The organism is Trinickia violacea, assembly GCF_005280735.1.
Classification (GTDB): domain Bacteria; phylum Pseudomonadota; class Gammaproteobacteria; order Burkholderiales; family Burkholderiaceae; genus Trinickia_A; species Trinickia_A violacea.
In genome coordinates, this window is record NZ_CP040078.1 from 2,280,826 (window position 1) to 2,305,526 (window position 24,701).

Sequence of the window (24,701 nt, forward strand, 5' to 3'; positions counted from 1 at the left end):
ATCAAAAGCTCAGTGCAAACCACAAGAGGAATTCAAACGACGGCAGGAGAAGAACAAGGAACAGAACGATCATCGATCTGTTGGCCTTGTCATGCACTGCAAACCAGATTGCCGTAGCAACTATTGCTAACCACCCCGCAAGGCAGTAAAACGAAAGTTGCCCTCGCAGGGGCCACGTGTCCCCAGCAAAGTCAATTTCCCTCCACGACATCTGTCTTAGCCAGCCGGAAAGAAAAATCAAAAGCAACTGGAGCAGGCCAATGAGGAGATAGCGCTGCTTCACTGGTTCGCCTGCTTCGGATAGTAGTTCTTCTTTGCGAGACGCCTGGATTTCTGTAGTACGGCATCCAGCTCGGCTGGCGTGACCGGTGTGGGGAGCCAACGGGGATCATGCGCCAAAATACCAATAGATTCGAGTGCGTCGGCCACATTTGATGAACAGCTATTGTCAAAGAGGCTGTACGTGCTTTCGTTCGGATGTTTCAGCTTGAATGCTCGATCCACACTGACACGTCGCTCCAACTCGCGTTTGACCTTGTCTTTTTCGGCAGGCGATACCCTAAGCACGAGGCCCAAGTTGTCACGCCATAAATTTCCGCTGGTTCGTATTGACCCGTTTGTCAAATCGACGACTCCACCATAAAAATAGGTGTGCCTATCTATTTTTACGTACTCTTCGTGAGCGCGACTATAGACGATTCCGTCAATTTCGATGGCAACATGCCCCCACTGTGAACCCATGCTGCGGAGTCGAGAGTCACTAACAATGACCTCAATGCTGGTGGAATCTACAACAATTTCCTTTACCGAAGTATCGCTCGTCGGCGTTGTTGTTCTGGATGCTACCAAACGGTAGTTCACCCCGTCCGGGGAGGCATGAATCTGCTCTGGCATGGCTATCCTGCAAGGTAAATGTTGATTTTCTCAGCGGCAGCAACGAGCCTATCCGATTTCCTGTGTGTGAGGCATAAACTGACGGCAAAGGAGCCGCTTTATGCCACGCAAACGAAAAGAAGAAACGACGGTGGAACCGGGCAAGGGGTTGAACCTGGACCCGGAGCTGATCAAACAACTGGTGCCCGGGACACTGGACCGGGCGACCATTAACGAGCAACTGGCTGCGCTCAAGAAGGCGATCTTCGAACGCGCGCTAGGCGGTGAGCTGACGCACCACCTAGGCTACGAGAAGGGCCAAGCCAAGCCGGAAGGCGGCACGAACCACCGCAACGGCACCAGCCGCAAGCGCATCACGACCGACGACGACACGTTCGACGTCGAGATTCCGCGCGATCGCGAAGGCACGTTCGACCCGGTGCTGATCGCCAGGGCGAGCGGCGCTTCACCGGTTTCGACGACAAGATCATCGCGATGTACGCACGCGGCATGAGCGTGCGAGAGATTCAGGGTTTCCTGTTGGAGATGTACGGCATCGAGGTGTCGCCGGACTTTATCAGCACGGTGACCGACGCGGTGCTCAACGAAGTGCGCGACTGGCAGCAGCGGCCGCTGGAGGCCATGTATCCGGTGGTGTTCTTCGATGCCCTGCGCGTGAAGATCCGTGACGAAGGCGTGGTACGCAACAAGGCGATCTATCTGGCGCTGGGCGTGCGCCGCGACGGCACACGCGACGTGCTGGGCCTATGGATCGAGCAGACCGAGGGCGCCAAGTTCTGGCTACGAGTGGTCAACGACCTGAAACTGCGCGGTGTGCAGGACATTCTGATTGCCGTGGTCGATGGCCTGAAGGGCTTTCCGGAAGCGATCAACACGGTGTTTCCGGAAACGACGGTCCAGACCTGTATCGTCCATCTGATTCGCAACTCGCTGGACTTCGTGAGTTGGAAGGATCGCAAAGCGGCTGCGGCAGCGCTCAAGGAGGTCTACCGGGCGCCAACGGCCGAGGCGGCTGCCGCGGCCCTGGACGCGTTCGACGCCGGCCCGTGGGGCGCCAAATACCCGCCGATCGCAGCGCTCTGGCGGCGGGCCTGGGAACAGGTGATTCCGTTCTTCGCGTTCGCGCCCGAGATTAGAAAAATCGTCTATACGACAAATGCGATCGAGTCGCTGCACATGCAATTGCGCAAGATCATCAAGGCGCGCGGCCACTTCCCATCGGACGAGGCCGCGCTCAAGCTGATCTGGCTAGCGCTGCGCAACGTCGTTGCCAAATGGAGCGGCTCTCGGCACGATTGGAAAAGCGCGATGACACAGTTCGCGCTGCTTTACCCCGAGCGATTCAATATCGGAATCTGAGTCTTAACCCGCCTCACACACAGAAATCCGGATACCTCCGCAGCAACCGACGAAAGCAAATGTGTGTGTCCTTTCTCGTCTGTTTCGCCGTATTCGAACGTACCGGTTTCCCGGCGCAGTGCGTAGGCCGTGTATGCAAGTGAGCGCCCTTCCGTGTCTCGCAGAATGAACCTGTCGTCATAGACGGTCATCGACGTGGTGGCTGCGGTGACCACGCCGGGCACGCTGCCCGCATTGTCGTTGTCGTCCGTGACCTTGAACTTGCGGCCGTAAACCGGAATGATGCGCGGGTGACGCTCGCACTTACACAGCACGAGATCACCGCCCAGTGCCTGCCGCCGACCGCGCTGCCGGTCGTACAGCCGCTTCTTGTCCGGCGAACCCGCGGCAGCTACGATGACGCCGGCAGTGTTGCACTTACTACACCACGCTTGTTGACCAAGAAACGTCAGCTTGCGATGCCGTCCATCTTCACCCTTTACAGTGCCGCATGAACCACCTTCGATAACGCGACCGCCGCTATCAAGCGGATCGTCTTCGACTGCCGCGAAAAAAATGCTCATTGTCTTGCCCCTGCTGAGTCAGCCGAAAAAAAAGCATCTGCTGTCGATGCCTTGCTGATCCGCGTAATGCCTAACGAGTTGCCGCTTTCGACGTGGCACCTAGCGTCACTGGAGGTGACAAGCTCAGCTTCACTTTGCGGAATCGCGTCGAATTATGAAGGTGTACATAATGTTATGGCAAGCCGTTTGGTGGATCTCGGAGCATCAAGCAATCAATCCGCATGCAATAGACAAATATTCTTGACGCGAATCAAAGCTCGAAGATTTCTTATATTTTAATTCGCACTCTATATAGATTGAATTATCGAAGCGCGTAGCCCCCCGGGAGGGGGCGCCCCTGGTCGCTCTGGTCACGCCTCTACGGCAACAGCACATGCTGCGCCTGCTCCCGCGGATCATGCATTTCCGCAGTCGACCACCCTCCTCCCAAATCGCCGATCAGCGACGCCGCATCGAGCAGCCTCTGCTGCTGCACGTTCAGCGCGGTTTGCTCGTCGTTCAACTGCGTCGTCTGCGCGACCGCGACGGTCGTGTAGTCGACGGTGCCCGCCTGATACTCGTTGAGCGCGATCTCCGTGCCGCGCGTCGCGTCGCGTACGGCGGCGGCCAGCGCATCGGCCTGCTGAGCCAGGATGCGCAATCCGGCGAGGTCGTTCTCGACGTCCTGGAACGCGGTGAGTACGGAGCTGCGATAGTTCGCGACCGTCGCGTCGTAGGCTGCCTTGGCCGCCGCCACTTCGGCGCTGCGCTCGCCGCCGTTGAACAGCGTTTCGGTCGCGCTGCCGCCGAGCGACCACACGTAGTTGCTGATGCGCAGCAAGCCGTTCAGCGGCGTCTGGGTAAAACCATCGAGCGCCGACAGCGACACCGACGGGTAATAAGCCGCGACGGCCACCCCGATCGACGCGTTCGCCGCCGCCATCTGACGCTCGGCGATCGCGATGTCGGGACGGCGTTCGAGCAGCGTCGACGGCAGGCCCGTCGGGATCGTGGGCAGCGTCGGCAGCGCGGTGCTGTGCGGAATCGTCAGGTCCTCCGGATTCTTGCCGACCAGCACCGCAATCGCATGCGCGTTCTGTGCGCGCGCCACGCCGAGCGCGATCAGGCTCGCCTGCGCGCCTTCGAGCTGGGTGCGCGCGGTGATCAGATCGGACGGCGGCACGGTGCCCGCCTTGTCCTGATTGGCGACGACGCGCAGGTAGCCCGTGTACGCATCGACAGTGCGCTGCAGCAGGTCGATGTTGGCGTCGGTGATCCGCAGATCGATGACAGCCGTCGCGAGCGCGATCTGCTCCGACAGCGTCGCGTTCGCGAGCGTCGCTTCGCTCGCCTGCGCCGTCGCCGCGCTCTGTTCGATCTGCCGTCGCACGAGGCCCCACAAGTCCGGCGCCCAGCTGACGTTGCCTTCGAGCGAGCCCGAGTTGTTCACCGGCTTGAAGTTGGCGAGCCGCGAGCTGCTTATGCTGCTGCCGGTCGAGCTGCGCGCGCGCGTCGCCGAGCCGGTCACGCTGATCGTCGGAAACAGCGCGCTGCGCGCCACCCGCACCTCGGCGAGCGCCTGCTGGTAGTTCGCGTAGTCCTGGCGCACGGTCTGGTTCGACACGGAGACGAGCGGCTCCAGTTCGTCGAGCAGCGGATCGTGAAAGCCGGTCCACCAGTCGCCCTTCGGTCCGGCCGCGGCATCGGGCTCGGCCTCGGTCCAGCCGTCGAGTTCCTTGAAATGCGCGGGCACGGCCACTTGCGGCTTGCGATAGTCGGGCCCGACCAGGCAGCCGCTGAGCAGCAAGGCCAAGGCGGCAGTCAGCGGTATCAGTAGAGTCTTCATCTTCATGCGCTCGTCTTCATGCGCTCGTGTCCGATGCGTCCGGCCGGCGGTTCCACGGCAGGCCGACGCTCCATTTGCTGATCCGGGTGCGCAAGCGATCGAGGTACAGATAGATCACAGGCGTCGTGTACAGCGTAAAGACCTGGCTCAGAAGCAAGCCGCCCATCACGGTGACACCGAGCGGCTGACGCAGCGACGCGCCCTGTCCGATCCCGACCGCGAGCGGCACCGCGCCGAGCACGGCGGCGAAGGTCGTCATCATGATCGGCCGCAGCCGGATGACCGCCGCTTCGTGGATCGCCTGCTTCGCATCCATGCCCTCTTTGCGCTGCAATTGAATCGCGACGTCCACCATCATGATCCCGTTCTTCTTGACGATGCCGATCAAGAGGATGATGCCGATCAGCGCGATCACCGAGAACGGCGTGCCGAGAATCAGCATCGCGAGCGTCGCGCCGATGCCGGCGGACGGCAGCGTCGACAGGATCGTGAGCGGGTGGATCGTGTTCTCGTAGAGGACGCCGAGCACGATGTACACGACGACGAGCGCCGCCAGGATCAGCAGCGGAATCGCGAACAATGACTGCGCAAAGGCTTGCGCCGCTCCCGCGAACGCGCCCTGAACCGAGGCCGGCATGCCGATGTCCTGCGCGGCTTTGTCGATGGCCACCTTGGCTTGCGAGAGCGAACCGCCCGTGGGCAGGTTGAACGAGATCGTCCCGGCGACGAGCCCGCTCTGGTGGTTGACCTGCGTCGCCGTGTGGTTGTTCACGTAGGTCGTCATCGCGGGCAACGGCACCATGCTTTCGACCGCCGTGCTGTCGGCGCTGCCGCTCGAGCTGCCGCCCTTGCTGTTCGAAATGCTGTTGGTGAGCTGATTGGCCTCGGCGTTGGCGTTGAGCGAGTTGGTCTTGGATGCGGCGGTTTGCCCCGCGCCCACCGCCACCGCCTGCTGGACCGCCGAGACCGTGCCGCCCGGCATCTGCGTCTGCTGCGTGCCGCTCGCGTTGCCCGCGGCCGTGCTGAGGAACACGTTGTCGTCGAGCGTCTGCGGATACTGCCAATACGCCGGGGCCACCTCCATCACGACGAAGTACTGATTGAGCGCGTTGTAGATCGTCGAGACGGTGCGCTGGCCGAACGCGTCGTACAGCACGTTGTCGATCTGGTTCGGCTCGAAGCTATAGCGCCGCGCGGTGCTGCGGCTGATGTTGATGTACGTCTGCAGGCCGTTTTGCTGCAGGTCCGAGTTCACGTCGGTCATTTGCGAGTGGTACTTGCCGAGCTCGGTGACGAGCTTCGGCACCCACTTGAAGAGCGCGTCGGGGTCGTCGCTCGTCAGCGTGTACTGGTATTCGGCCGCCGCTTGCCGGCCGCCGATGCGCAAGTCCTGCTGCGCCTGCAGGAACAGCCGCGCGCCCGACACCGCATTGAGCTTCGGCCGCAGCCGGTTGACGACTTCAGTCGCTGAAAGATGGCGCTCGGACAGCGGCTTGAGCTCGATGAACACGTTCGCCGTGTTGAGCGCGCGGCCGCCGGTATAGCCCGCCACCGCCTCCACGGCCGGGTCCTTCGACACGATGCTCTGCAGTTGCTCGAGTTTCTTTTGCATCGCAGGGAACGAGATGCTTTGATCGGCGATGATCTGGCCGATCAGGATGCCGGTGTCCTGCTCAGGAAAGAATGTCGCGGGCAGCAGCTTGAACAGGAACACGTTCGCGACCAGAAGACCGATCAGCAGAAGGCCGATCAACAGCGCATGGTCGAGCACCAGTTCCAGCGAGCGCGCGTACGCGTTCTTGAAGCGGTCGAACTGCGTCTCGACCCACTGTGCCCAGCGCGCCTTCGAATGCACGGCGCGCTCGTGCGTGAGCACGTAGGCGCACATCGTCGGCGTGACGGTCAACGAGATGACGAGCGAGATCAGGATCGCGATCGACAGCGTCACCGCGAACTCATGAAACAGCAGGCCGAGGATGCCCGGCATCAAGAGGATCGGCAGGAACACCGCGATCAGCGACAGGCTCATCGAGATCACCGTGAAGCCCACTTCGGCGCTGCCCTGCAACGCCGCCTCGCGCGGCGACATGCCCGCCTCCAGGTGCCGCACGATGTTCTCGAGCACGACCACCGCATCGTCGACGACGAAGCCGGTGCCGATCGTCAGCGCCATCAGCGAGAGGTTGTCGATGCTGTAGCCGAGCAGGTACATCGGCCCGAACGTGCCGACGATCGACAGCGGCAGCGCCGTGGCCGGAATCAGCGTCGCGCGCGGCGACAGCAGGAAGACGAACACCACGCCGATCACGAGCAGCACGGCGATGAAGAGCGTGCGCTCGGTATCGCCGACGGACGAGGCGACCGATTGCGAACGATCGAGCGCGACACCCACGCGAATATTGCTCGGCAGCGCGGCCTCGATGATCGGCAGCCGCGCGCGGATCTGCTGGACCGTCTTCACGACGTTGCTGCCCGGCATCGGGTAGACGATCACGAGCACCGCCGACTTGCCGTTGTAAAGGCCCGCGTTGCGGATGTTCTCGTTGGAATCGATGACTTGGGCCACGTCACGCAGCATCACCGGCGCATCGTTGCGGTACGCGATGATGAGGTCCCGGTATGGCTTGGCGCTGCTGATCTGGTCGTTCGACAGAATTTCGTAGCGCTGGTCGCCTTGATCGATGTGGCCTTTCGCGCTGTCGGCGTTGGCGGCGGAAATCGCGGCGCGCACGTCTTCGAGGCCGATGCCGTAGCTCGTCAGCTTGCCCGGCTGCAACTCGACGCGCACGCTCGGCAACGCGCCGCCGCCGAGCGTGATCTGCCCGACGCCGCTGATCTGCGAGAGCTGCTGCTGAATCACCGAATCGGCGGAGTCGTAGAGCTGGGCCTTGGTCAGCGTGTCCGAGGTGAGCGCGAGGACCATCACCGGCGCATCGGCCGGGTTGTACTGCCGGTAGGTGGGATTGCTGCGCAGGGTCGTCGGCAAGTCGGCGCGGGCGGCCTGGATCGCCGCTTCGACGTCGCGCGAAGCGCCGTTGATGTCGCGGTTCAAGTTGAACACGACGATGATCAGCGACGAGCTCGTATAGCTGATCGACGTGAGCTCGTTCACGCCGGCGATGGTCGCGAGACGCCGCTCGAGCGGCTCGGCCACCGTCGAGGCCATGATCTCCGGGCTGCCGCCCGCCATGTTCGCCTGCACGACGACGACCGGATACGCGACGTTCGGCAGCGGTGCGACCGGCAGCCGGAAATAAGCGAGCGCACCCGACAGCGCAATCGCGATCGCTAGCAGCGTAGTCGCGACGGGCCGCCGGATGAAGATCGCCGAGATATTCACGGCGCGTCTCCTACCCCCGGCTGCGCACTCGCCCCATGTCCGCTGAAGCGCCGCGCGAGGCGATCGAAGACCAGGTAGATGACGGGCGTCGTGAACAGCGTCAGCAGCTGGCTCAACGTCAGCCCGCCGATGATCGCGAGGCCGAGCGGCCGGCGCAGCTCGGAGCCCGTGCCGCTGCCGAGCAGCATCGGCAGCGCGCCGAGCATGGCGGCGAGCGTCGTCATCAGGATCGGCCTGAAGCGCAGCAGCGACGCCTCGAAGATCGCTTCACGCGGCGGCTTGCCGTGCACGCGTTCGGCCTCGAGCGCGAAGTCGACCATCATGATCGCGTTCTTCTTGACGATGCCGATCAACAGCACGATGCCGATGATGCCGATCACGTCGAGGTCGTTGCCCGCCATCATCAGCGCGAGCAGCGCACCGATCCCTGCGGAAGGCAGCGTCGAGAGAATCGTCACCGGGTGGATGTAGCTCTCGTAGAGCACGCCGAGCACGATGTACACGGCGGCGAGCGCGGCGATCAGCAGGTACACCTCGCTCGACAGCGAGTCCTCGAACGCCTGCGCCGCGCCCTGGAACGACGATTGGATCGACGGCGGCAAGTTGACCGCCTGCTCGGCCTGCCGGATGCGGTCGACCGCCGTGGACAACGACGCATCCTTCGCGAGATTGAACGAGATCGTCACGGCCGGGAACTGCGCGAGATGGCTGATCACGAGCGGCGAGCGCGTGATGCTGATCTTCGCGATGCCCTTCAACGGCACCTGTCCGCTGCTGCTCGTCTGGCTCGGCAGATAGAGGTTGCCGAGCGAGGCCACGTCAGGCAGCGACTCGTGCTTCGCCACGAGGATCACGCGGTACTGGTCCGACTGCTCGAAGATCGTCGAGACGATGCGCTGGCCGAGCGCGTCGTAGAGCGCGTTGTCGATCGTCGCCGCCGTGATGCCGTAGCGCGCCGCGAGTTGCCGGTTCACTTCGACGTTGACGCTCAGGCCGTCGGTGTTGAGATCGCTTTGGACATCGGTGATCGCCGGGATCTGCTTCATCTTGTCGATGAGCGCCGGCACGTACTGGTTGAACGCCTGCTGGTTCGGCCCGCGCAAGACGAACTTGTACTGATTCGGCGAGACGGTCGTATCGAGCGTCAAATCCTGCTCGGGCTGCAGATAGAGCTTGATGCCCGGCACCTTGGCGACCTCGTCCTGCAGACGGCGCGCGATCTCGAGGGCGGTGAGCGTTCGGTCGTCGCGCGGCTTGAGGTTGATCAGGAAGCGGCCGTTGTTCAGCGTCGTGTTGGTGCCGTCGATGCCCACGTAGGAGGTGACCGAGACCACGTCGGGGTCCTTCAGGATCGCGTCGGCGAGCGCGGCCTGGCGGTTGACCATCGCGCTATAGGACACCGAGTTGTCGGCCACGCTGATCCCCTGGATCACGCCGACGTCCTGCACCGGGAACAGCCCCTTCGGAATGACGATGTACAGCACGACGGTCAACACCAGCGAGCCGAGGAAGACCAGCATCGTCAGCGTCTGATGCTCGAGCACCCAGCGCAGGCTCCGGTCGTAGGCGTGCAGCGTCTTGTTGAACAGGCCCTCGCTGATGCGCTCGAAGCGGCTCGGATGCCGCTGCGCCTGCGCGCGCAGAATCCGCGCGCACATCATCGGCACGACGGTCAGCGAGACGACGGCCGATATCACGATCGTGACCGCGAGCGTGATCGCGAACTCGCTGAACAGCCGCCCGATCACACCGCCCATGAACAGGAGCGGAATCAGCACCGCGATCAGCGAGATGGTCAGCGACAAGATCGTGAAGCCGATCTGCCCCGCCCCTTCGAGCGCCGCTTCGAGCGGGCTCATGCCCTCCTCCAGATAGCGCACGATGTTCTCGATCATCACGATCGAATCGTCGACGACGAAGCCGGTCGCGATGATCAACGCCATCAGCGAGAGGTTGTCGATCGAGAAGTTGAGCTCGTACATCATCGCGACCGTGCCGATCAGCGAGACCGGCACCGAGATGCTGGGGATGATCGTCGCGGGCAAGTTGCGCAGGAACACGAAGATCACCGCGACGACCAGCGCGACCGCGAGCAGCAATTCGAACGCCGCGTCCGACACCGACGAGCGGATCACGCCGGTGCTGTCGCTGACGATCGTCACCTGCATGCCGGCCGGCAGCGTCGATTCGAGCAGGGGCAGCTGCTTCTTGATCTGGCTGACCGTGGCGATCACGTTCGCGCCCGGCTGACGCTGGACGTTGAGCACGATCGCGGGCGCGTGGTTGTACCAGGCGCCGCGCTCGACGTCTTGCGCTGCCTGGCTCACGCTCGCCACGTCGCGCAAGTAGACCGGCGAGCCGTTCTGGTAGGCGATCACCGTGCTCAGGTAGTCGGCGGGGTCAGAGATCTGGTCGTTCGCGTTGATCGTGTAGTCGAGCTCGGGGCCGTCGAAGTTGCCTTTCGGCTGACTGACGTTGACATTCGCGAGCAGCGAGCGCAAGTCGTCGATATTGAGGCCGTAGGCCGCGAGCTTTTGCGGGTCCGCTTCGACGCGCACCGCCGGGACGTTGCCGCCCGCCGTGGTGACCACGCCCACGCCCGTCACTTCGGAGATTTTCGTGGCGAGGCGGTTGTTCGCCGTGTCCTGCAACTGGGTCAGCGACATCGATTTCGAGGTCACCGCGAGCGTCATGATCGGCTGGTCGGCGGGGTTCACCTTCGCGTAGGTCGGTGGCGCGGGCAGCCCGCTCGGCAGGAAGCTGTTGGCCGCGTTGATCGCCTGCTGAACGTTCTGCTCGGCGATATCGAGGTTCAGCGCCAGGTCGAACTGCAGCGTGATGACCGACGCGCCTTCCGAGCTGTACGAGATCATCTGCTGCAAGCCGGGGATCTCGCCGAGCTGGACTTCGAGCGGCGCGGTCACCGTCGTCGCCATCACGTTCGGGCTCGCGCCCGGGTAGAACGTCTGCACCTGGATCGTCGGGTAGGCGACGTCGGGCAGCGACGACACCGGCAGAAAGCGCACGGCGACGAGGCCCACCAGCACGAGCGCGATCATCAGAAGCGACGTGGCGACCGGACGAAGGATGAACAGACGGGAGATGTTCATCGGCGTGGGCCTCGTGCTTTAGGAAGCTTGTGAGGCTTGCGACGCCGCGCTGGCGGCGTGACCGTGCTGGGCGTGGCTCGCGCCCCCGGGCGCGGACGCCCCGGCTGCGCCGCTCGCCGCCGGACTCGCTTGCGCCGCCTGGATCTTCGCGCCGTCGCTCAAGCGGTCCATGCCGTCCGTGACGACGGTGTTGCCCGCCGCGAGCCCCGACGTGATCACCGTGTGCTTGCCGTCGCTCGGCCCGAGCGTGACCTTGTGCACGGAGACGGTGCTGTCGGGATTGACGAGGTAGACGTAGTCGCCCGGCGCGCCGTTCTGCACGGCGGGCGTCGGGACGAGCACCGCGTTCTGCATCGTGTCGACGAGCAGCTTGACGTTGACGAACTCGTTCGGGAACAGCGCCTCGTCGTCGTTCGGGAACGTCGCGCGCAACGTGACCGTGCCGGTGGCCGTCGCCATCTGGTTGTTGAGCGCGTATAGCGTGCCGGTGCCGATCTCCCGCGTGTTGTCGCTGCTGTACGCGGTGACCGTCATCTTCGCGCCCGCGTTGACGCGCTGCAGCACGTCGCCGAGCGAATTCTGCGGCACGGTGAATTCGACCGTGGTGGGCTTCATCGTCGTGATGACGGCGATGCCCGGCGAGCTCGACGCCGTCACATAGTTGCCGGGATCGACGAGCCTCAAGCCCACCCGCCCGGAAACCGGCGACGTGATGTGGCAATAGTCGAGATCGAGATCGAACTGCGCGATGTTGGCGTGATCGACCTTGACCGCGGCTTCGTCCTGCTGGACGAGGAATTTCTGGTCGAAATAGGTCTGCTCGGCGATCGACCTCTTCTGATAAAGATCGGCGTAGCGGGCCAGATCCGTGCGTGCTTGCGCGAGGGAGGCTTCGTCCTTCGCCAGCTGCGCCTGCGCTTGCTGCTTGGAGATCTCGTACTGGCGCGGATCGATCTGAGCGAGGAACTGCCCTTTCTCGACATCCTGGCCTTCGCGATAGCCGACTGCCGTCAAATAGCCGCTCAACTGCGGCAGCACGGTCACGGTGGCGACCGGCGTGACCGTGCCCAATTCGGAGAGGACGACCGGCATCGCGCCGAGCGTCGCGGTGGCGACCGTCACGACTTGCGGCCCCGGGCCGCGCGCGGGCTCCTTCTTGCGGATCACGTGCACGACGATGAGCGCGATCAGCACGAGCACGACGACCGCGATCACCACGCGCCCACGCCCCGAGCGCTTCTCGGGCGGGTGCGTTGCCTCGCTCATACCGGCCTCCGGATACGATGACTGCCTTCATATGACAGAAAGACACCGGCCACCGGCTACGGCTTGGCAAGCACGGCAGGCGCCTCCTGCTGGGCACGACCAAAGCGTGAAGACGAAGCGGGCGGGCCTCGAATGGACTCGGGCGGCCTGCCGTTTTCCCCGCGCATTGTCACGTGGCGATCGGCCACGCGCAAGTTCGGAGCGTAACGCAGGCGAAGCGATCGGGTAAGGCGGGGATGTTCCGGTTTGTTACGGAGAGCGTGAAGGTAAAAGCATGTAATGGTTTTTGCGGCCAGCCCATGCTACGGCTGGTGCGCGTCTGCATTCTTTAGGCACGCATCATGAGCGTGTCGTGGTAGCGCCAGACCTTGGGGTCGGCGCTGAGCAAGGGGATGCCTTCAACCAGCGCTTGTGTAACCATCAGGCGGTCGAATGGGTCGGCGTGGTCGGCATGCAGCGGGAGTTGCGAGACGGCTTCGGCGTGCTCGCCGGAGATGGACAGCTCAGTGAAACCGGCCAAGCGAAATGCTGTTCGAGCGTCGCGCGGGTGCAATTTCAGATTGCCTTTCGCGTGCTTGATGGCAATTTCCCAAATTGCGGCAGCACTGACCAGCAGCGTGTTGGCAGGATCCTCGATCAGGCGGGCAGCCTCAATCGACAATTGGGGCGCGCCTTCGGCGGCCCACAGCGCGATGTGGGTATCGAGCAGCAGTCTCACGGCTCGAGCCCGCCGTCGGTGCTTGCGGAAAAATCGGCATCGATCGCTTCGTCACCTGCATTGAACTCCTCCACAGAGGTGGGTACGCCGAGCCCTGCAAGCAGATGCCGGGCTGCGCCGATACGCCGTGGCGCCACGTACGGCACGAGCCGCGCAACCGGGGCCCCGTTGCGCGCAATGATGACCTCGGTTTCCTGGCCAACCTCGAGTCGTTCAACGAGGCTCGAAAGACGCGACTTCGCGTCGTGCATGTTAACCGTCAGCATGACAAGCTCCTGAGAATTAGCTAACCGATGTTAGCTAGTATGCCGATGCAAGAACGGGGATGCAAGAGTGCGTGCGTCTATGGCTGCGACACACATCGATGGTCGGCTCGAATCAAAGCGCAAGCTTCATCCCCTCATGCGACGCCACGAATCCCAGACGTTCGTAGAAGCGCTTGGCGTCGGCGCGGCGCTTGTCGGTCGTCAGTTGCACGAGACCGCAGCCCGCCTCGCGCGCGAGGCCGATCGCATGCTCGAACATCCGCTCGCCGATGCCCTGCCCGCGCCGCGCGCCGCTCACTCGCACGCCTTCGATCAGTGCCCGCGTCATGCCGAGCCGCGACAGCCCCGGAATCAACGTCAGCTGCATCAGACCGACGATCTCATCGCCGTCGACGTACAGCAGCACCCGGTTGCCGGCCTGCGATGCAATCGCGCGCATCGCCGCCTCGTAACGTTGCAAATCCTCGGGTCCGGCGCTTTCGCGGCCCGCGCCGATATCGTCGTCTGCCAGCAAGGCAATGATCGCGGGCAGATCGTCGAGGGTTGCGTCTCTGAACGCCAGCATAAAAGGGCTCCCTTTTACTGCAATAGAAACGTTAGTGCGGCTCGAACGGCCGCTGATACACGTTAGCCCCGCGCACGATGATCGCCGTATTCTCGGGCACTTCCTCCCACACGCCCGGCAGATCCACGAGCGGCTCGGACAGCACGAGAAACGCATCGTCGCCGACCATCTGGATGCGCGGGTCGTCGGGATACAGCTCGTGCAGATGACGAAACGACGTGCTGTGAAAGAGCGACCTCGACACGCGCTCGCTCGAGTAGCGCACCGCGATGATCTGCTCGCCATCGGTCGCGCAGACGGTCATGTTGAGCGGATTCTTCACGCCGTTGCGCCAGCCGATGTCTTCGATCATCGCCGCCATCCGCTCGAGCGCCGGCACCGGCTCGTGGTCGAGGCCGAGGGTCAGCGCGAGAAAGAACATCACTTCCGAATCGGTCGAACCTTCGATCGACGCAAACAGCTCGGGCTTGACGGCCAGCATCAGCTCGCGGCGCACGTTGGGGTAATCGCGGATCGAGCCGTTGTGAACGAAGAGCCAGCGGCCATGGCGAAACGGGTGGGAGTTGGTCTCCTGCGACGGCGTATCGGTGGCCGCGCGAATATGGGCGACGAACAGCGGTGTGTGGATCGCGCGCGCCGCGTCGCGCAGGTTCCGGTCGCTCCACGCCGGATGGGCGCAGCGATAGCGGAACGGCAGCTCGTTGTGACGGCCGTACCAGCCCACGCCGAAGCCGTCGCCGTTGGTGGTCGTGGCGCCATAGCGCGAATGGAGACTCTGGTCGATCAGCGAATGCTCCTCCCGAAAAAGCACGGTTTCGAGCTGGATCGGGTTTCCCGTGTAAGCAAGCCAGCGGCACATGATCGGACTCCGGTGACGAGGACCTCGCGATTCTCGCGCATTTTTGCTAAGTGGGCCGCTAAGTGAGCCGCTAACTTCGCGCGCCGGCCGGGTCAGTCCAGTCTCGTGAAACCGTCCGAGCTCCAGCGCTCGCTGCCCACGCCGTGATGGACGAAGAAAAGCCCTTCGGGGTCGTACTGCGACTTGACCGCTTGCAGCCTCGTGTAGTTCGCGCCCCAGTAAGCGCGCTGCCAGCCGGGGAGAAAGAAGTCGCTTTCGGAAACGTAGGAGCCGGGCTCCGGAACCCGCTTGCGCAATTCGTCCATCGCGAGCCCGATCGCGCGGGCCTGATTGCGGGCGACCGACACATTCGGTTCGTGGCCGTCGATCCCGGGATAGACGCGCGGCTCTTGCGCCGCGCAGATCACGAGCGCGAACGCGTCGAGGACCGCTGGGTTCATGGCTGTGTCTTTCGCGGCGGCGATGGCCTCCTCCGATCCCCCCGCCAGCCCCTTGTTGCAATGCAGCTCCAGCCGCCAATGCCGCGACGCGGCAAAGAGCGCGTCGGCGAGCGACTGGCGGCGGTCGTCGTGCAGCAGGTCCGCCGGAAGCCACGCCGATTGGAAACCGTGCCAGCACGCGGCCGAGTCCGTTCGGTCGTCGCTCCAATACACGTTGTCGTTCGGCGCGCCGGGCCGGTTGTCGACTTGGATGAAACCGAGCAGCCGCTTGACGAGCGTCGGCGCCCAAAAGGTCCGGGCGGGTGTCGCGACGAAACTGAGCGGCGACGAATCCACTTTGAAATCGTCAGGGGCGCGCTCGACGGCATCGAGAAACGGTTGCCAGATCGTCTTCGCCTGAGCGCGGTCGAGCCCTTGGAACACCATCCGGACTTCGAGCACGTTGTCGCGGCGCAAGTGGATTTCTTCACCCCAATGCGGATTCAGCAGGTTCTTGCTGTAGAAATCGAGCATCAGGCCGATCAAGCGATGGAACGCCTCCGGCGACGCGGCCCTGATCGACAGGTTCACCGCGCCGAAGGTCTCAGGCAGATCGTGGACGCGCAACGTCAGCCGCGTGACCACGCCCAGGCTGCCGCCACCGCCGCCCTTGAGCCCCCAGAACAGCTCGGGGTTCGTGCAGGCATTCGCGACGCGGACGACGCCATCCGCCGTTACCACTTCGGCTTCGATCAAGCTCCCCGCCGCCGTGCCGAACGCCTTCGAAAAGCTGCCGAAGCCGCCGCTCTGCACGAGCCCTGCCACGCCGACTGTCAAGCATCCGCCGCCTTGAACATAGCCGCCGGCGCGCGTGGTCACCGCGTCGTAGACGTGGGCCCAGACCGCGCCCGCCCCGATGTTCACGGCGCGCACCGGTTTGGCTTGACCTTCGCAACCCGCGCCGACAAACGCGTCGTGGACGGCGATATCGGTCATCTTGCGCGTCCAGATCAGCAGCGAATCGGGTGCATTAGAAGTGCCCTGAAAGCTGTGCCCCCCGCCCTTGACGACGAGACGCAAGCGGTTCTCACGGGCGAAGTTCACGGCGGCCGCGACGTCGTTTGCGTTGCGGGCGGCCACGGCGTAGACGCTGGGCTTCGTCGCCCAGGCGTCGACCCAGCCGAACGATTGTGTGAGGCCCACTTGGTCGCGCAGGAAATAGGGATTCTGGAAGGCCGAGAACAGTTGCCGGCTGACGAGGCTGTCGGGGGCTTGGGCGCACGTGGCGAGCGGCGACTGCACTTCGATGAGCGCATCGCCGACTTGCTGGCGGAGCCGGTTCCAGCTTGCTTCGGACGGCCAATCGGGGTCGCCGGGACGGACGCGGGATTTCGGTCCCGAGGCCGTCGAAGTGTCGGCGGCGGCTAAAGCGAAAGCGGGACGAAGCTGGCCGAGTCCCGATGCGAAGGGAAGCGCGGCCGCGATTTTCAACAGCCTTCGTCTAATCGAGGAATAGGTTCTCATGGAAGCCGCCGTCGTCCCTCTCCGGAGTTCGACGGATTCTCGCACTAACCCCCGAGGCGCGCCCTTCTGTCGCGCGCCTGCCGCCCTATCAAGGCACGAGCCAGAGCGCCAGCGCGTAGATCACCAACGACACGGCAAACGTCACCGCCGTATAGCCCATCACGCGCTGAATCCGAATGCCCGCGATCGCGACGACGGGCACCGCCCAGAACGGCTGCAGCATGTTCGAGACGTTCTCCGCCATCGCGACGCCCATCGCCGTGCGCGGCACCGACGCGTGCAGGCTGAGCGCGGCCGGCAGCACGAACGGCCCCTGCACGGCCCAGTGGCCGCCGGCGCTCGGGATGAGCAGCGTGATGATCAGCGAGCTCAGGTAGCTCCAAAGCGGCAGCGTCGACGCCGTCGCGATCGCGACGAACGTCTTGGCGATCGTCGAGGCCAGGCCCGTCCCCGTCATGATCCCCATGATCCCGCCGTAGACCGGGTACTGCAGCAGCATCGAGCCGGTCTGCCGCGCCGCGCGGCGGATCGCGTCGGCGTAGGCGATCGGCGTGCCCTGCAGCGCGAGTCCGATCAAGAGAAAGATCAGGATCGTCGTGTTGATGTCGAGCTCGAAGCCCTTCGCGTGCCACGTCATGCCGAGGTAGCCGATGCCGAGCGCCAACAGCAGCAGCGTGCCGAGGATCGAGTGCTCGATGTACGCAGCGAGCGTCACGTCGGACCCGACACGCGCGTGAGGATCCGACTCGACCGCGCGCGAACCGGCATCCGCTTGCGGTTCGTTGAACGGCACGACGTGCTCGGGATTCGGGTGCATGCGGATGAAGATCGCCGTCATCACGACGACGACCAGCACGGTCGGAATGAAGACGAACGGCGCGAAGATCGTCTGCGTGAGCGGCACCACCTGCCCCGTGGCCTTTTCGACGAGGTTCAGCGCGTTGCCGTGCGATGCCTGCGACAAGGCGATCGAACTCGACAACCCGCTATTGCACACCGACCACGCCGAGTAGCTGCCGGCGACGAGCCACGCGAAGTCCACTTTCACGCGCTTGGCGATCTCGCGCGACAGCAGCGCGCCCACGATCAAGCCCAGCCCCCAATTGAGCCACGCCGCCACCCCGACGATCGGAAACACGAGCAGCGCCGCGCGCGCCGGCGTGTTCGCGCTCGCCGCCATCGCCCGTAGGCCGCGCTGGACGATGGGCGCCTCGGCGATGGCGTAGCCGGTCGCGAGAATCAGGATCATCTGCAGCGCGAAGCCGAGGATGCCAAACGTGCCGCCATACCACGACGTCAGGATGACCGGCAGCGAGGCATGCGGCGCAAACGCCATCGCCAGAAGAATGACAACGAGCGTCAAGGCGATCGAAAGGACGAACGGGTCCGGCATGACCTGCTCGAACAGATAGACGAGGCCGGTGACGATGCCCCGGCGCTCGCCGCTGCGCGATTGCCCTTGCGGGCCGGTCATGGGCGGGATCGGTGTCTGGGGGTGTCTCTTTTCCATGTTTGTAGTCGTCGGTGCGCGTATGGCGGGTTCAATCGTCTGCACAAACGCGTCACGCGGGTGAAGGCTGAGGAACGCAGGCAGGCATACGGAAGGCGCGTGCACGCCTTCGTCAAATGATTCGCCAGACGAACACGCATTCGCACAAAGAACATACAGGATTTTTCTGGATACGCATAATCCACTCGGACAGTGAGGTTGTGCGCGTGGGCGCTAGCGCTTGACCGCGTAGCGCACCCGTTCCGTTTCCTCGGTGTGGGCTGTCCCTTTCCCGGACGGACGTCGTTACTCGTCTTGGATTACGCGAGACATGAACGAAAAATCCCCCGAAACTCGGCGTTTCGGGGGATCCGGAAAGTCAATCTACGCGGTTAAACCAGCGCGTCAATTCGTCATCGGCAAATACGGCGACGTCAGCGGCGACGGCGGGAACGCCGGGACACCGCCTTGCTTGGTGAACGCATAGCGCACATAAACAGCGGCGACCCACTCGCGGTACTGATAGGCATTGCCGAGCGATGCGGTCGCGCCGACGGCCAATTGCGACGCGAGTTGGTACTCGCCGGTCGCGGAGACCGAGTACGCGAAACCGGTCTTGCTGAATCCCTGGTAGACGGCGCCGGAGTCCGCGGGGCTGCTTTTGGTGGTGTCCCCACTCGCCGCGATGCCCTGCAACGTCGAATTGGTCGGGAAATACGAAGCAGACGCCTCACGGAAATACTGCGCCCCGATCGAGCCCTTCAGGTCATAGGTGAAAAGCCCATTCCTGCCCGTCAGCTCGAGCGGAAAGTTCAGGATCGCGTAAATCTGCGGACTGAAGTAGCCGCCCTGCCCATAGGTGAAATACGACTGATTCTTCGAGTAGCCCATGATCGTCGTGTTCGCGCCGGCCGTGAACGTCATGTCGGTCGACTTCACGATCCGCGTGTAGAACCCGCCGCCGCCCTTGCCGCCCGTGTTGTCCGGGACGTTGTCGCCGGTCAGGTACTGGAACTGCCCGTTCACATAGACGCCGCTCGTGCCGTTGTCCCACGACAGATCGCCGCGCAGCGCGTTGTTCAGCACGCCGCCCCATGTGTACGTAACGTGGTTCTCGTCCGTGACCTTCGCCCCGGCGTACGACACCAGGCTATCGGTGACCGCACGCCGCGACGCCGTGAGCGAATACGAAGTCTGATCGGTGATCGCGTTGCTGTACTGCACCCCGGCAACGACGTTCGTCTCCCGAAAACCGATCGGCGTCGAGCCGATATCGGCCTTCACGTAGCGATTCTCGTAGCCGAGCAACAAGCCGACACCGCTCGCGTCCTGCGAGCCTGGTGTCGGGGTCGCTTTAGCCGCCGCGGCCGCGGCGACGCCGAAGCGCGATTGCGTGTTCGAGTCCGTGGCGGCGGTGCCCGCGTCGAGCGTGACCGGCGTCACTCGCACGACCACTTGCCCGTCGCCCGCATGGATGCGGCCTTCGATCGGCGCCTCGATATCGGTCAGGTTGGACAGGCCGTTCTCGCCCGTGCGATTGCGGAACAGCACGCCGCCCGAGACGGTGCTCGTCTGTTCGCGGTTGATCTGCGCCAGCTCCTCCTGCACGCTCAACTGCTGCGCGGCGGCTCCGCTCGGCGGGGCGTAGCCCGCGTTCGAGGCTTGTGCGACCGCGGTCCCCGTCTGAGCGTAGGCGGCGTTCGCGTTCTGAGCCGCGTTCTGGGCCGGATACGGCGCAGGCGGCGTCGGCACATAGCCCTGATACGGCAGCTGGCTCGGATAGTTAGGCTGATACGGTTGACGCCCGTAATTTTGCTGCGCATACGCCGGTTGCCCGTAGCCCTGCGGCTGACCATACGGCTGCGGCTGATAAGGCTGCGGCTGATACGGCTGCTGTTGATAAGGCTGCTGCGGATAAGGCGCCTGCGCATAGCCTTGCTGTGGATACGCGGGCTGGCCGTACCCTTGCTGCGGATACGCCGGTTGTCCATAAGGTTGCTGCGGATACCCCGGCTGCCCATAAGCCTGCTGACCGTAGCCCTGCTGCGGATACGGATTCGCATAGCCGTTCTGCGCGACGGCGGTCTGCGCCGTTTGCTTCGTCCCGTTGCGTGCCGTTTTCGAATTCTTGGCGCTCGCACCCTTGGCAGCAGGCACGCCGGCGTACCCCTGCTGCGGCGCCGTCGGCCAGGGCGTATCGCTATAGCCGGGCGCGGGCTGCGCATAACCGGCTTGTCCGTCAGGCGCGGGCTGGCCGTAATTCGGCTGTGGCGGCGCATAGGCGGGCTGCTGAGCGTAGCCCCCTGTCGCCTGCCCCGGATAAGGCTGTCCCGGCGCGACCCCGCTCGCGCCCGCCTGCGATGCGGCGTACGGATCGGGTCCGTAGCCGCCCGCGTAGCCCTCGGCAGCAGGTCCATAAGACGCCGACTGCGGTGCGAGCGGCGCATACGAATTGACAGGCGCAGCGGGCGCCGCCGGCGCAACGTAGGGAGTCGGCACCGCTGGCGGGGTATAGGCGGGCATGGTTTGAGTCGGGTACGAGGTGGGGGCCGCGCCGTTTGCATCGACGGCGGTCTTGCCGGCAAACGGATTGGTGCCGGGCAGCGGGATCGGCCCTTTCTGCTGATACGGAAACGTCCAGCCGGGCGGCACGCGTTGCGCGCCGTTGTTCATCGCGGTCACGGCGGGCGCGTTTTGCGCGAGCAGCGAGCGCCGCAGATACTCCGCCGCCAGCGTGTTCTTGCCTTGCGCGCGGTACATGCGGCCCACGGCGGCGAGCGTTTGCGGGTCGTTCGGCGTGAGCCGCAGCGCCGTATTGGCCGCCGTTTCCGCGTAGCTGAAGTCCTTCGCGGACGCCGCCGCGCTCATCGCCGCCACCCATAGGCCGGCATCGTCGGGCCGTTGCGCGAGCGCCATCTGGTAGCACGCGAGCGCATTGCGTGCGTCGCCCGAGGCGGTGTAGAGACGCCCGAGCGCCGCTTGCAGATCGGGATTGTCGGGGCGCGCGGCAAGCCACGGTGCGAGCACTTCGTACGCGTTCGAGAGATCGCCCGACTGGCGCACGGCATCGGCTTGATGCACGACGATCGCGAGGTTGATCTTGTCGAAGTCGGTCCGCTGTTTGGCGTTCAATGGCATCGCAGCCAGACGCTGCATCACCGAGCCGAGTTCGGCATCCTGCTGCGTGCTGAGCAGGAGTCCCGCGTACTGGAGCAGCGCCCCGGCGTCCGACGGAACCGTCGCGAGCACGTTGCGCATCAGCATGAGGCCGCGGTTCGCGTCGCCAGTCGCGATATAGGCCGTCGCGAGCACGCCGGCGAGTTCCGGATCGTTCCCGGCGACCAGCTCGGCCGCCATCAGGAGCGCATGACCCTGCGCGGGCTGCCCCATGCGCGCGAGCGCCGTCGCCCGGTCCGCTTGCTGATGCACCCAGAGCCGGTGCTGGAGCGTCGTCATGGCGGCCGTGCGCTTGTCGACCGGAATCTTGTCGAGCTGGCTCAGGCCGTACGACCAATCCTGCGTCTCGGCGGCGAGCAGCGCGCTCGCGTAGAGCGCGTCGGGCATGTCCGGATGCTTCGCGAGCAGGCCGTCCATGATGCTGCGCGCGTTGGCGAGCGCGCCCTGCTGCACGTAGATGCGCGCGAGGTCGAGCCGCAGCCAGGGGTCGTCGGGCGAGTTGAGGAGCGCGTCCTCGAACGACGTGCGCGCGGTGCCCAGGTCCCCGCGCGCCAGCGCCGCGCGGCCCTGCGCCGCTTCGGCCTGGCCGCGCAGGGCGTTCGCGCCGCCCGCCTTCGCGCGCTCTTCGTCGCTCAAATGATTCGCGAACGCGAGCGCCTCGTCACCGCGCCCTTCGGCGGCCAGCGCGCCGACCAGGCCGCGGATCGCATCGGGATTGTCGGCCTGCCGGCGCAGCACCATCCGGTACGCCGCTTCGGCGCCGCGCGCGTCACCGCCCGCGAGCAACATGTCGCCGAGCAGCGCCTGCGCCGTGACGTCGCTCGGATTCGTCGCGATCGCGCGCTCGAACAGCGTCTTCGCCTTCGCGGTGTCGCCGTTGCTGCGCGCGCCGATGGCCTCGCTCGTGTAGGTCCAGTAGGTCGCGCTCGTCAGCGCATCGCGCCAGCGCGCGGCGCCGCTCGCCTGCGAGGCGCGCTGCAGGTAGTCGCGCGCCTGCGCGAACTGCTCCTGTTTCAGCAGCACGACGCCCATGCCGCCGAGCGCATCCGCGTCGCTCGGCGAGCTGGCCAGCACCGACGAGAACCTCGCCCGCGCAGTGCTCAAATCGCCCTTGTCGAGCGCGGCGAAGCCCTCGCCGATCGTGCGCCCGCGCGCGTCGGACGCCGCCGACTGCAGGGCCCGATCGCGCACCGCCTTGTCTTGCGACGTCATCGCATCGAGGCGCGCCTTGACCGCCGGATCGTCGGGCGCGACCGCGAGATACGCTTGATAGAGCGGCGCATCGGACTGCCGTGCGCCGAGCCACAGCAGCGCCTGCCGCCAGCTCGCCTGCGCTGCGCTGCCGACCGTCGCGTCCTTCGAGAGCTGCGCGAGCAGCGCGATTCCCTGGCGCCGGTCGGACTCGCGATACGTGAGGTGTTGCGCGTACGCGAGCTGGAAACGCGGGTCTTCCGGATGCGCCTTCGCGAGCGCGTCGAGCCCCTGGCGCGCTTCGTCCCAGCCTTGCGGGGTCGAGCCGAGCGCCTGGTAGTACTCCATCTGCAGCTCGGGCGAAGCGGGCTTGCCGGCGAGCGCCTGCTTGTACTCCTGCACCGCCGACGCCGCCTGCCCCGTCTGCTGGAGCCGGCGCGCGTCGTTGATCTCCTGGTTGCGCACGCTCGTCTCGCCGAGGCGGGAGGCGAGGTCGTCGATGCCCGGATAGTCCGGCGCGGCTTGCCGCAGGCGCGCGAGATATTGCTGCGCGCCGCTGCCGTCCTTTTGATCGGCGAGCAGCATGCCCATGCCGTAGAGCGCGTCGGGCTGCTTCGGGTCGATGCGCAACACCTTGAGCCACGCCTGCTGTGCGAGGTCGCCGCGCCGGTGCGCCTGCCAGTACTTGCCCTGCTGAACGAGCACGGTGAGCGGCGAGCCGGCGCCCGGAGCGGCGGCGCTGGCTGGAGCGTCGGCGGCGTGAACGCTGCCCGTCGCCGCAATCGCGGCGAGCGTGACGGCTACGTTTTCGAGCAAACGCCGGGCCGCCCCCAAGTTGGCCGCCCCGAAGGAAGTCCCCTTGGGGGATCGCCCCCCTCGGGGGGCCTGGCGCGCAGCGCCGGATCTGGGGGCCCTCAGTAAGCGCGGGCGGTGGCGGATTGGCATGAGGTCTCCCAGCGCGGCACGAGACGGCCCGCTTCATCGAAGCGGTAGCGGCCCTCGGCGGCGCCCGTGCCGAACAACGTCAGCACTTGATCGTAATAAGGCGGTTGATTGTTGTTATGCGGCGCCTGGCCGCCGGCGGAGTCCGCCGGTGTCCAGAACGACGCGAGGTGCGCTTGCGCAAGGCCCGCTGCGCGCGCGTCGCCGAGCGCGTTGAAGTACGGCAGCAGCGCGCCCCAGAAGCCGAGCGGCGCCTCGCCCTTGGTTGCGCCGCTCGTCGTCGCAACGTGCTCGGGCGGCACGCCGGTCGACGCGATCTGCTCGCGCATCCCGCCGAGCGCGGCGAGCCACGGCTTCGCGAGCGGATCGCCCGGGGCGGCGAGGCCCGCCCACAGATAGACGCGGATCGCGTCATAGCTGCCGACGTCGCCCTTGTCCGGATCGACGACGAACTGGCTCCCGCGATACGCGGCCCAATCCGGCGCGAAGCCGCGCGGCGCGGTGGTCTTGACGAGCGTATAGGCGTTCTCGGCGAGCTTCGCCCAGGGGCCGGACGGCATCTGGCTTGCCAGCGCCCGCAACAGCGGCAACGGCAGGTAGCTCGGATTCACGCGCGTCGTGGCGCCGCTCTGGAATCCTTCCCTGCCGGGCAGCAGCATCGGCCCGAGGCCGTTCAGGTTCGTCACTTCCTGCTGAGCGATCTGCGTCGCCAGCGCGTAGCCGAGCTTCGTGTAGGCCGGTTCGTGCCACAGCCGCCCGGCTTCGAACAGGTCGTAGGCAATCCACAGATCCGCGTCCGATGCCGAATTGCGATCGAGCACGCCGTATGAGCCGTCGGGTTTTCTGCCCCATTGCCAGGCGGGCAGCGTGAGGTTGTTCGAATCGAAGCGGCCGCCCGAGAGATTGGTGCGAGTCCACTGCAGCAGCTTGTCGAAGGTCGCGCGGTCGCTGGCGACGAGCGCGAAGAACATCGCGTACGACTGCCCTTCGGACGTCGTCTGCTGCTGCGGCACCGAGTAGTCGATCACACGGCCGTCGGGCTGCACGAGCCTCGAGACAAACTCGCGGTAGGCGGGCCACTCGCCGCAAGGCGCGGCGCCCGAAGCGCAGGCGGCGAAAGAGACGGTCGCGGTCAACGCAGCCACGGCGGCCCGGGCCAGTTGCGACCGCACGGGGAAAGCGGTGCCCCGCATC

At 65.1% G+C, this 24,701-nt stretch carries 15 protein-coding genes and 1 pseudogene; 1 reads left to right on the forward strand and 15 read right to left on the reverse strand.

Annotated features, from left to right (window positions below; genetic code table 11):
* Position 1: 1 nt before the first annotated feature.
* Together FAZ95_RS32330 and FAZ95_RS32335 are read right to left on the reverse strand one after the other, a co-directional pair.
* A complete protein-coding gene (locus FAZ95_RS32330; RefSeq protein WP_137336472.1) occupies positions 2–283 on the reverse strand; it encodes a hypothetical protein in 282 nt (93 codons plus the stop codon).
* Positions 280–894 carry a hypothetical protein gene (locus tag FAZ95_RS32335; protein WP_137336473.1) on the reverse strand — a complete coding sequence of 205 codons (615 nt, stop codon included), beginning with the start codon at positions 892–894 and terminating at the stop codon, positions 280–282. The genes FAZ95_RS32330 and FAZ95_RS32335 overlap by 4 nt, the downstream gene beginning before the upstream one ends.
* A 100-nt stretch (positions 895–994) precedes the next feature.
* Between FAZ95_RS32335 and FAZ95_RS32340 the strand changes: the two are divergent.
* Positions 995–2,253: pseudogene (locus tag FAZ95_RS32340) on the forward strand (IS256 family transposase).
* Here FAZ95_RS32340 and FAZ95_RS32345 read toward each other — a convergent pair.
* The 13 genes from FAZ95_RS32345 to bcsZ form a co-directional block, all read right to left on the reverse strand.
* Positions 2,223–2,816, reverse strand: coding sequence for a PAAR domain-containing protein (locus FAZ95_RS32345; RefSeq protein WP_137336474.1), 594 nt, complete (start codon positions 2,814–2,816; stop codon positions 2,223–2,225). The pseudogene FAZ95_RS32340 and the gene FAZ95_RS32345 overlap by 31 nt on opposite strands.
* 358 nt (positions 2,817–3,174) lie before the next feature.
* Positions 3,175–4,641 carry an efflux transporter outer membrane subunit gene (locus FAZ95_RS32350; RefSeq protein WP_137336475.1) on the reverse strand — a complete coding sequence of 489 codons (1,467 nt, stop codon included), beginning with the start codon at positions 4,639–4,641 and terminating at the stop codon, positions 3,175–3,177.
* 16 nt (positions 4,642–4,657) lie between these two features.
* Positions 4,658–7,981, reverse strand: a complete 3,324-nt coding sequence (locus FAZ95_RS32355) for an efflux RND transporter permease subunit (RefSeq protein WP_137336476.1) — start codon at positions 7,979–7,981, stop codon at positions 4,658–4,660.
* Positions 7,978–11,091: an efflux RND transporter permease subunit gene (locus FAZ95_RS32360; RefSeq protein ID WP_137336477.1), complete on the reverse strand. Its 3,114-nt coding sequence runs from the start codon at positions 11,089–11,091 to the stop codon at positions 7,978–7,980. Before FAZ95_RS32360 ends, FAZ95_RS32355 begins: the two co-directional genes overlap by 4 nt.
* An 18-nt stretch (positions 11,092–11,109) precedes the next feature.
* Entirely contained in the window at positions 11,110–12,357 is a 1,248-nt protein-coding gene (locus FAZ95_RS32365) for an efflux RND transporter periplasmic adaptor subunit (RefSeq protein ID WP_137336478.1), read from the reverse strand.
* Positions 12,358–12,685: 328 nt separating this feature from the next.
* Positions 12,686–13,075: a type II toxin-antitoxin system VapC family toxin gene (locus tag FAZ95_RS32370; RefSeq protein WP_137336479.1), complete on the reverse strand. Its 390-nt coding sequence runs from the start codon at positions 13,073–13,075 to the stop codon at positions 12,686–12,688.
* Positions 13,072–13,341, reverse strand: coding sequence for a type II toxin-antitoxin system Phd/YefM family antitoxin (locus FAZ95_RS32375; protein ID WP_137336480.1), 270 nt, complete (start codon positions 13,339–13,341; stop codon positions 13,072–13,074). The genes FAZ95_RS32370 and FAZ95_RS32375 overlap by 4 nt, the downstream gene beginning before the upstream one ends.
* A gap of 112 nt (positions 13,342–13,453) precedes the next feature.
* Positions 13,454–13,906, reverse strand: a complete 453-nt coding sequence (locus FAZ95_RS32380; protein ID WP_137336481.1) for a GNAT family N-acetyltransferase — start codon at positions 13,904–13,906, stop codon at positions 13,454–13,456.
* A gap of 31 nt (positions 13,907–13,937) precedes the next feature.
* On the reverse strand, positions 13,938–14,765 hold the full coding sequence (locus tag FAZ95_RS32385; protein ID WP_137336482.1) for a class II glutamine amidotransferase: 828 nt from the start codon (positions 14,763–14,765) through the stop codon (positions 13,938–13,940).
* 92 nt (positions 14,766–14,857) lie between these two features.
* Entirely contained in the window at positions 14,858–16,708 is a 1,851-nt protein-coding gene (locus FAZ95_RS32390) for an FAD-binding oxidoreductase (protein WP_137336483.1), read from the reverse strand.
* 88 nt (positions 16,709–16,796) lie between these two features.
* Positions 16,797–18,182, reverse strand: a complete 1,386-nt coding sequence (locus FAZ95_RS32395; RefSeq protein WP_137337714.1) for a TIGR00366 family protein — start codon at positions 18,180–18,182, stop codon at positions 16,797–16,799.
* Positions 18,183–18,602: 420 nt separating this feature from the next.
* Positions 18,603–23,381 carry a cellulose synthase subunit BcsC-related outer membrane protein gene (locus FAZ95_RS32400; protein WP_254700042.1) on the reverse strand — a complete coding sequence of 1,593 codons (4,779 nt, stop codon included), beginning with the start codon at positions 23,379–23,381 and terminating at the stop codon, positions 18,603–18,605.
* 98 nt (positions 23,382–23,479) lie between these two features.
* Positions 23,480–24,700 (reverse strand): cellulose synthase complex periplasmic endoglucanase BcsZ, encoded by a 1,221-nt coding sequence (gene bcsZ / locus FAZ95_RS32405; RefSeq protein ID WP_137336485.1) that lies wholly within the window; start codon positions 24,698–24,700, stop codon positions 23,480–23,482.
* Between the last annotated feature and the right edge of the window lies 1 nt (position 24,701).

Excerpts from the sequence above, each read along its gene's own strand:
- FAZ95_RS32380 (WP_137336481.1), bottom strand. The coding sequence starts at position 13,906 with ATGCTGGCGTTCAGAGACGCAACCCTCGACGATCTGCCCGCGATCATT.
- FAZ95_RS32345 (WP_137336474.1), bottom strand. The coding sequence starts at position 2,816 with ATGAGCATTTTTTTCGCGGCAGTCGAAGACGATCCGCTTGATAGCGGC.
- FAZ95_RS32375 (WP_137336480.1), bottom strand. The coding sequence starts at position 13,341 with ATGCTGACGGTTAACATGCACGACGCGAAGTCGCGTCTTTCGAGCCTC.
- FAZ95_RS32360 (WP_137336477.1), bottom strand. The coding sequence starts at position 11,091 with ATGAACATCTCCCGTCTGTTCATCCTTCGTCCGGTCGCCACGTCGCTT.
- FAZ95_RS32350 (WP_137336475.1), bottom strand. The coding sequence starts at position 4,641 with ATGAAGACTCTACTGATACCGCTGACTGCCGCCTTGGCCTTGCTGCTC.
- FAZ95_RS32365 (WP_137336478.1), bottom strand. The coding sequence starts at position 12,357 with ATGAGCGAGGCAACGCACCCGCCCGAGAAGCGCTCGGGGCGTGGGCGC.
- FAZ95_RS32395 (WP_137337714.1), bottom strand. The coding sequence starts at position 18,182 with ATGACCGGCCCGCAAGGGCAATCGCGCAGCGGCGAGCGCCGGGGCATC.
- FAZ95_RS32390 (WP_137336483.1), bottom strand. The coding sequence starts at position 16,708 with ATGAGAACCTATTCCTCGATTAGACGAAGGCTGTTGAAAATCGCGGCC.
- FAZ95_RS32335 (WP_137336473.1), bottom strand. The coding sequence starts at position 894 with ATGCCAGAGCAGATTCATGCCTCCCCGGACGGGGTGAACTACCGTTTG.
- bcsZ (WP_137336485.1), bottom strand. The coding sequence starts at position 24,700 with ATGCGGGGCACCGCTTTCCCCGTGCGGTCGCAACTGGCCCGGGCCGCC.
- FAZ95_RS32385 (WP_137336482.1), bottom strand. The coding sequence starts at position 14,765 with ATGTGCCGCTGGCTTGCTTACACGGGAAACCCGATCCAGCTCGAAACC.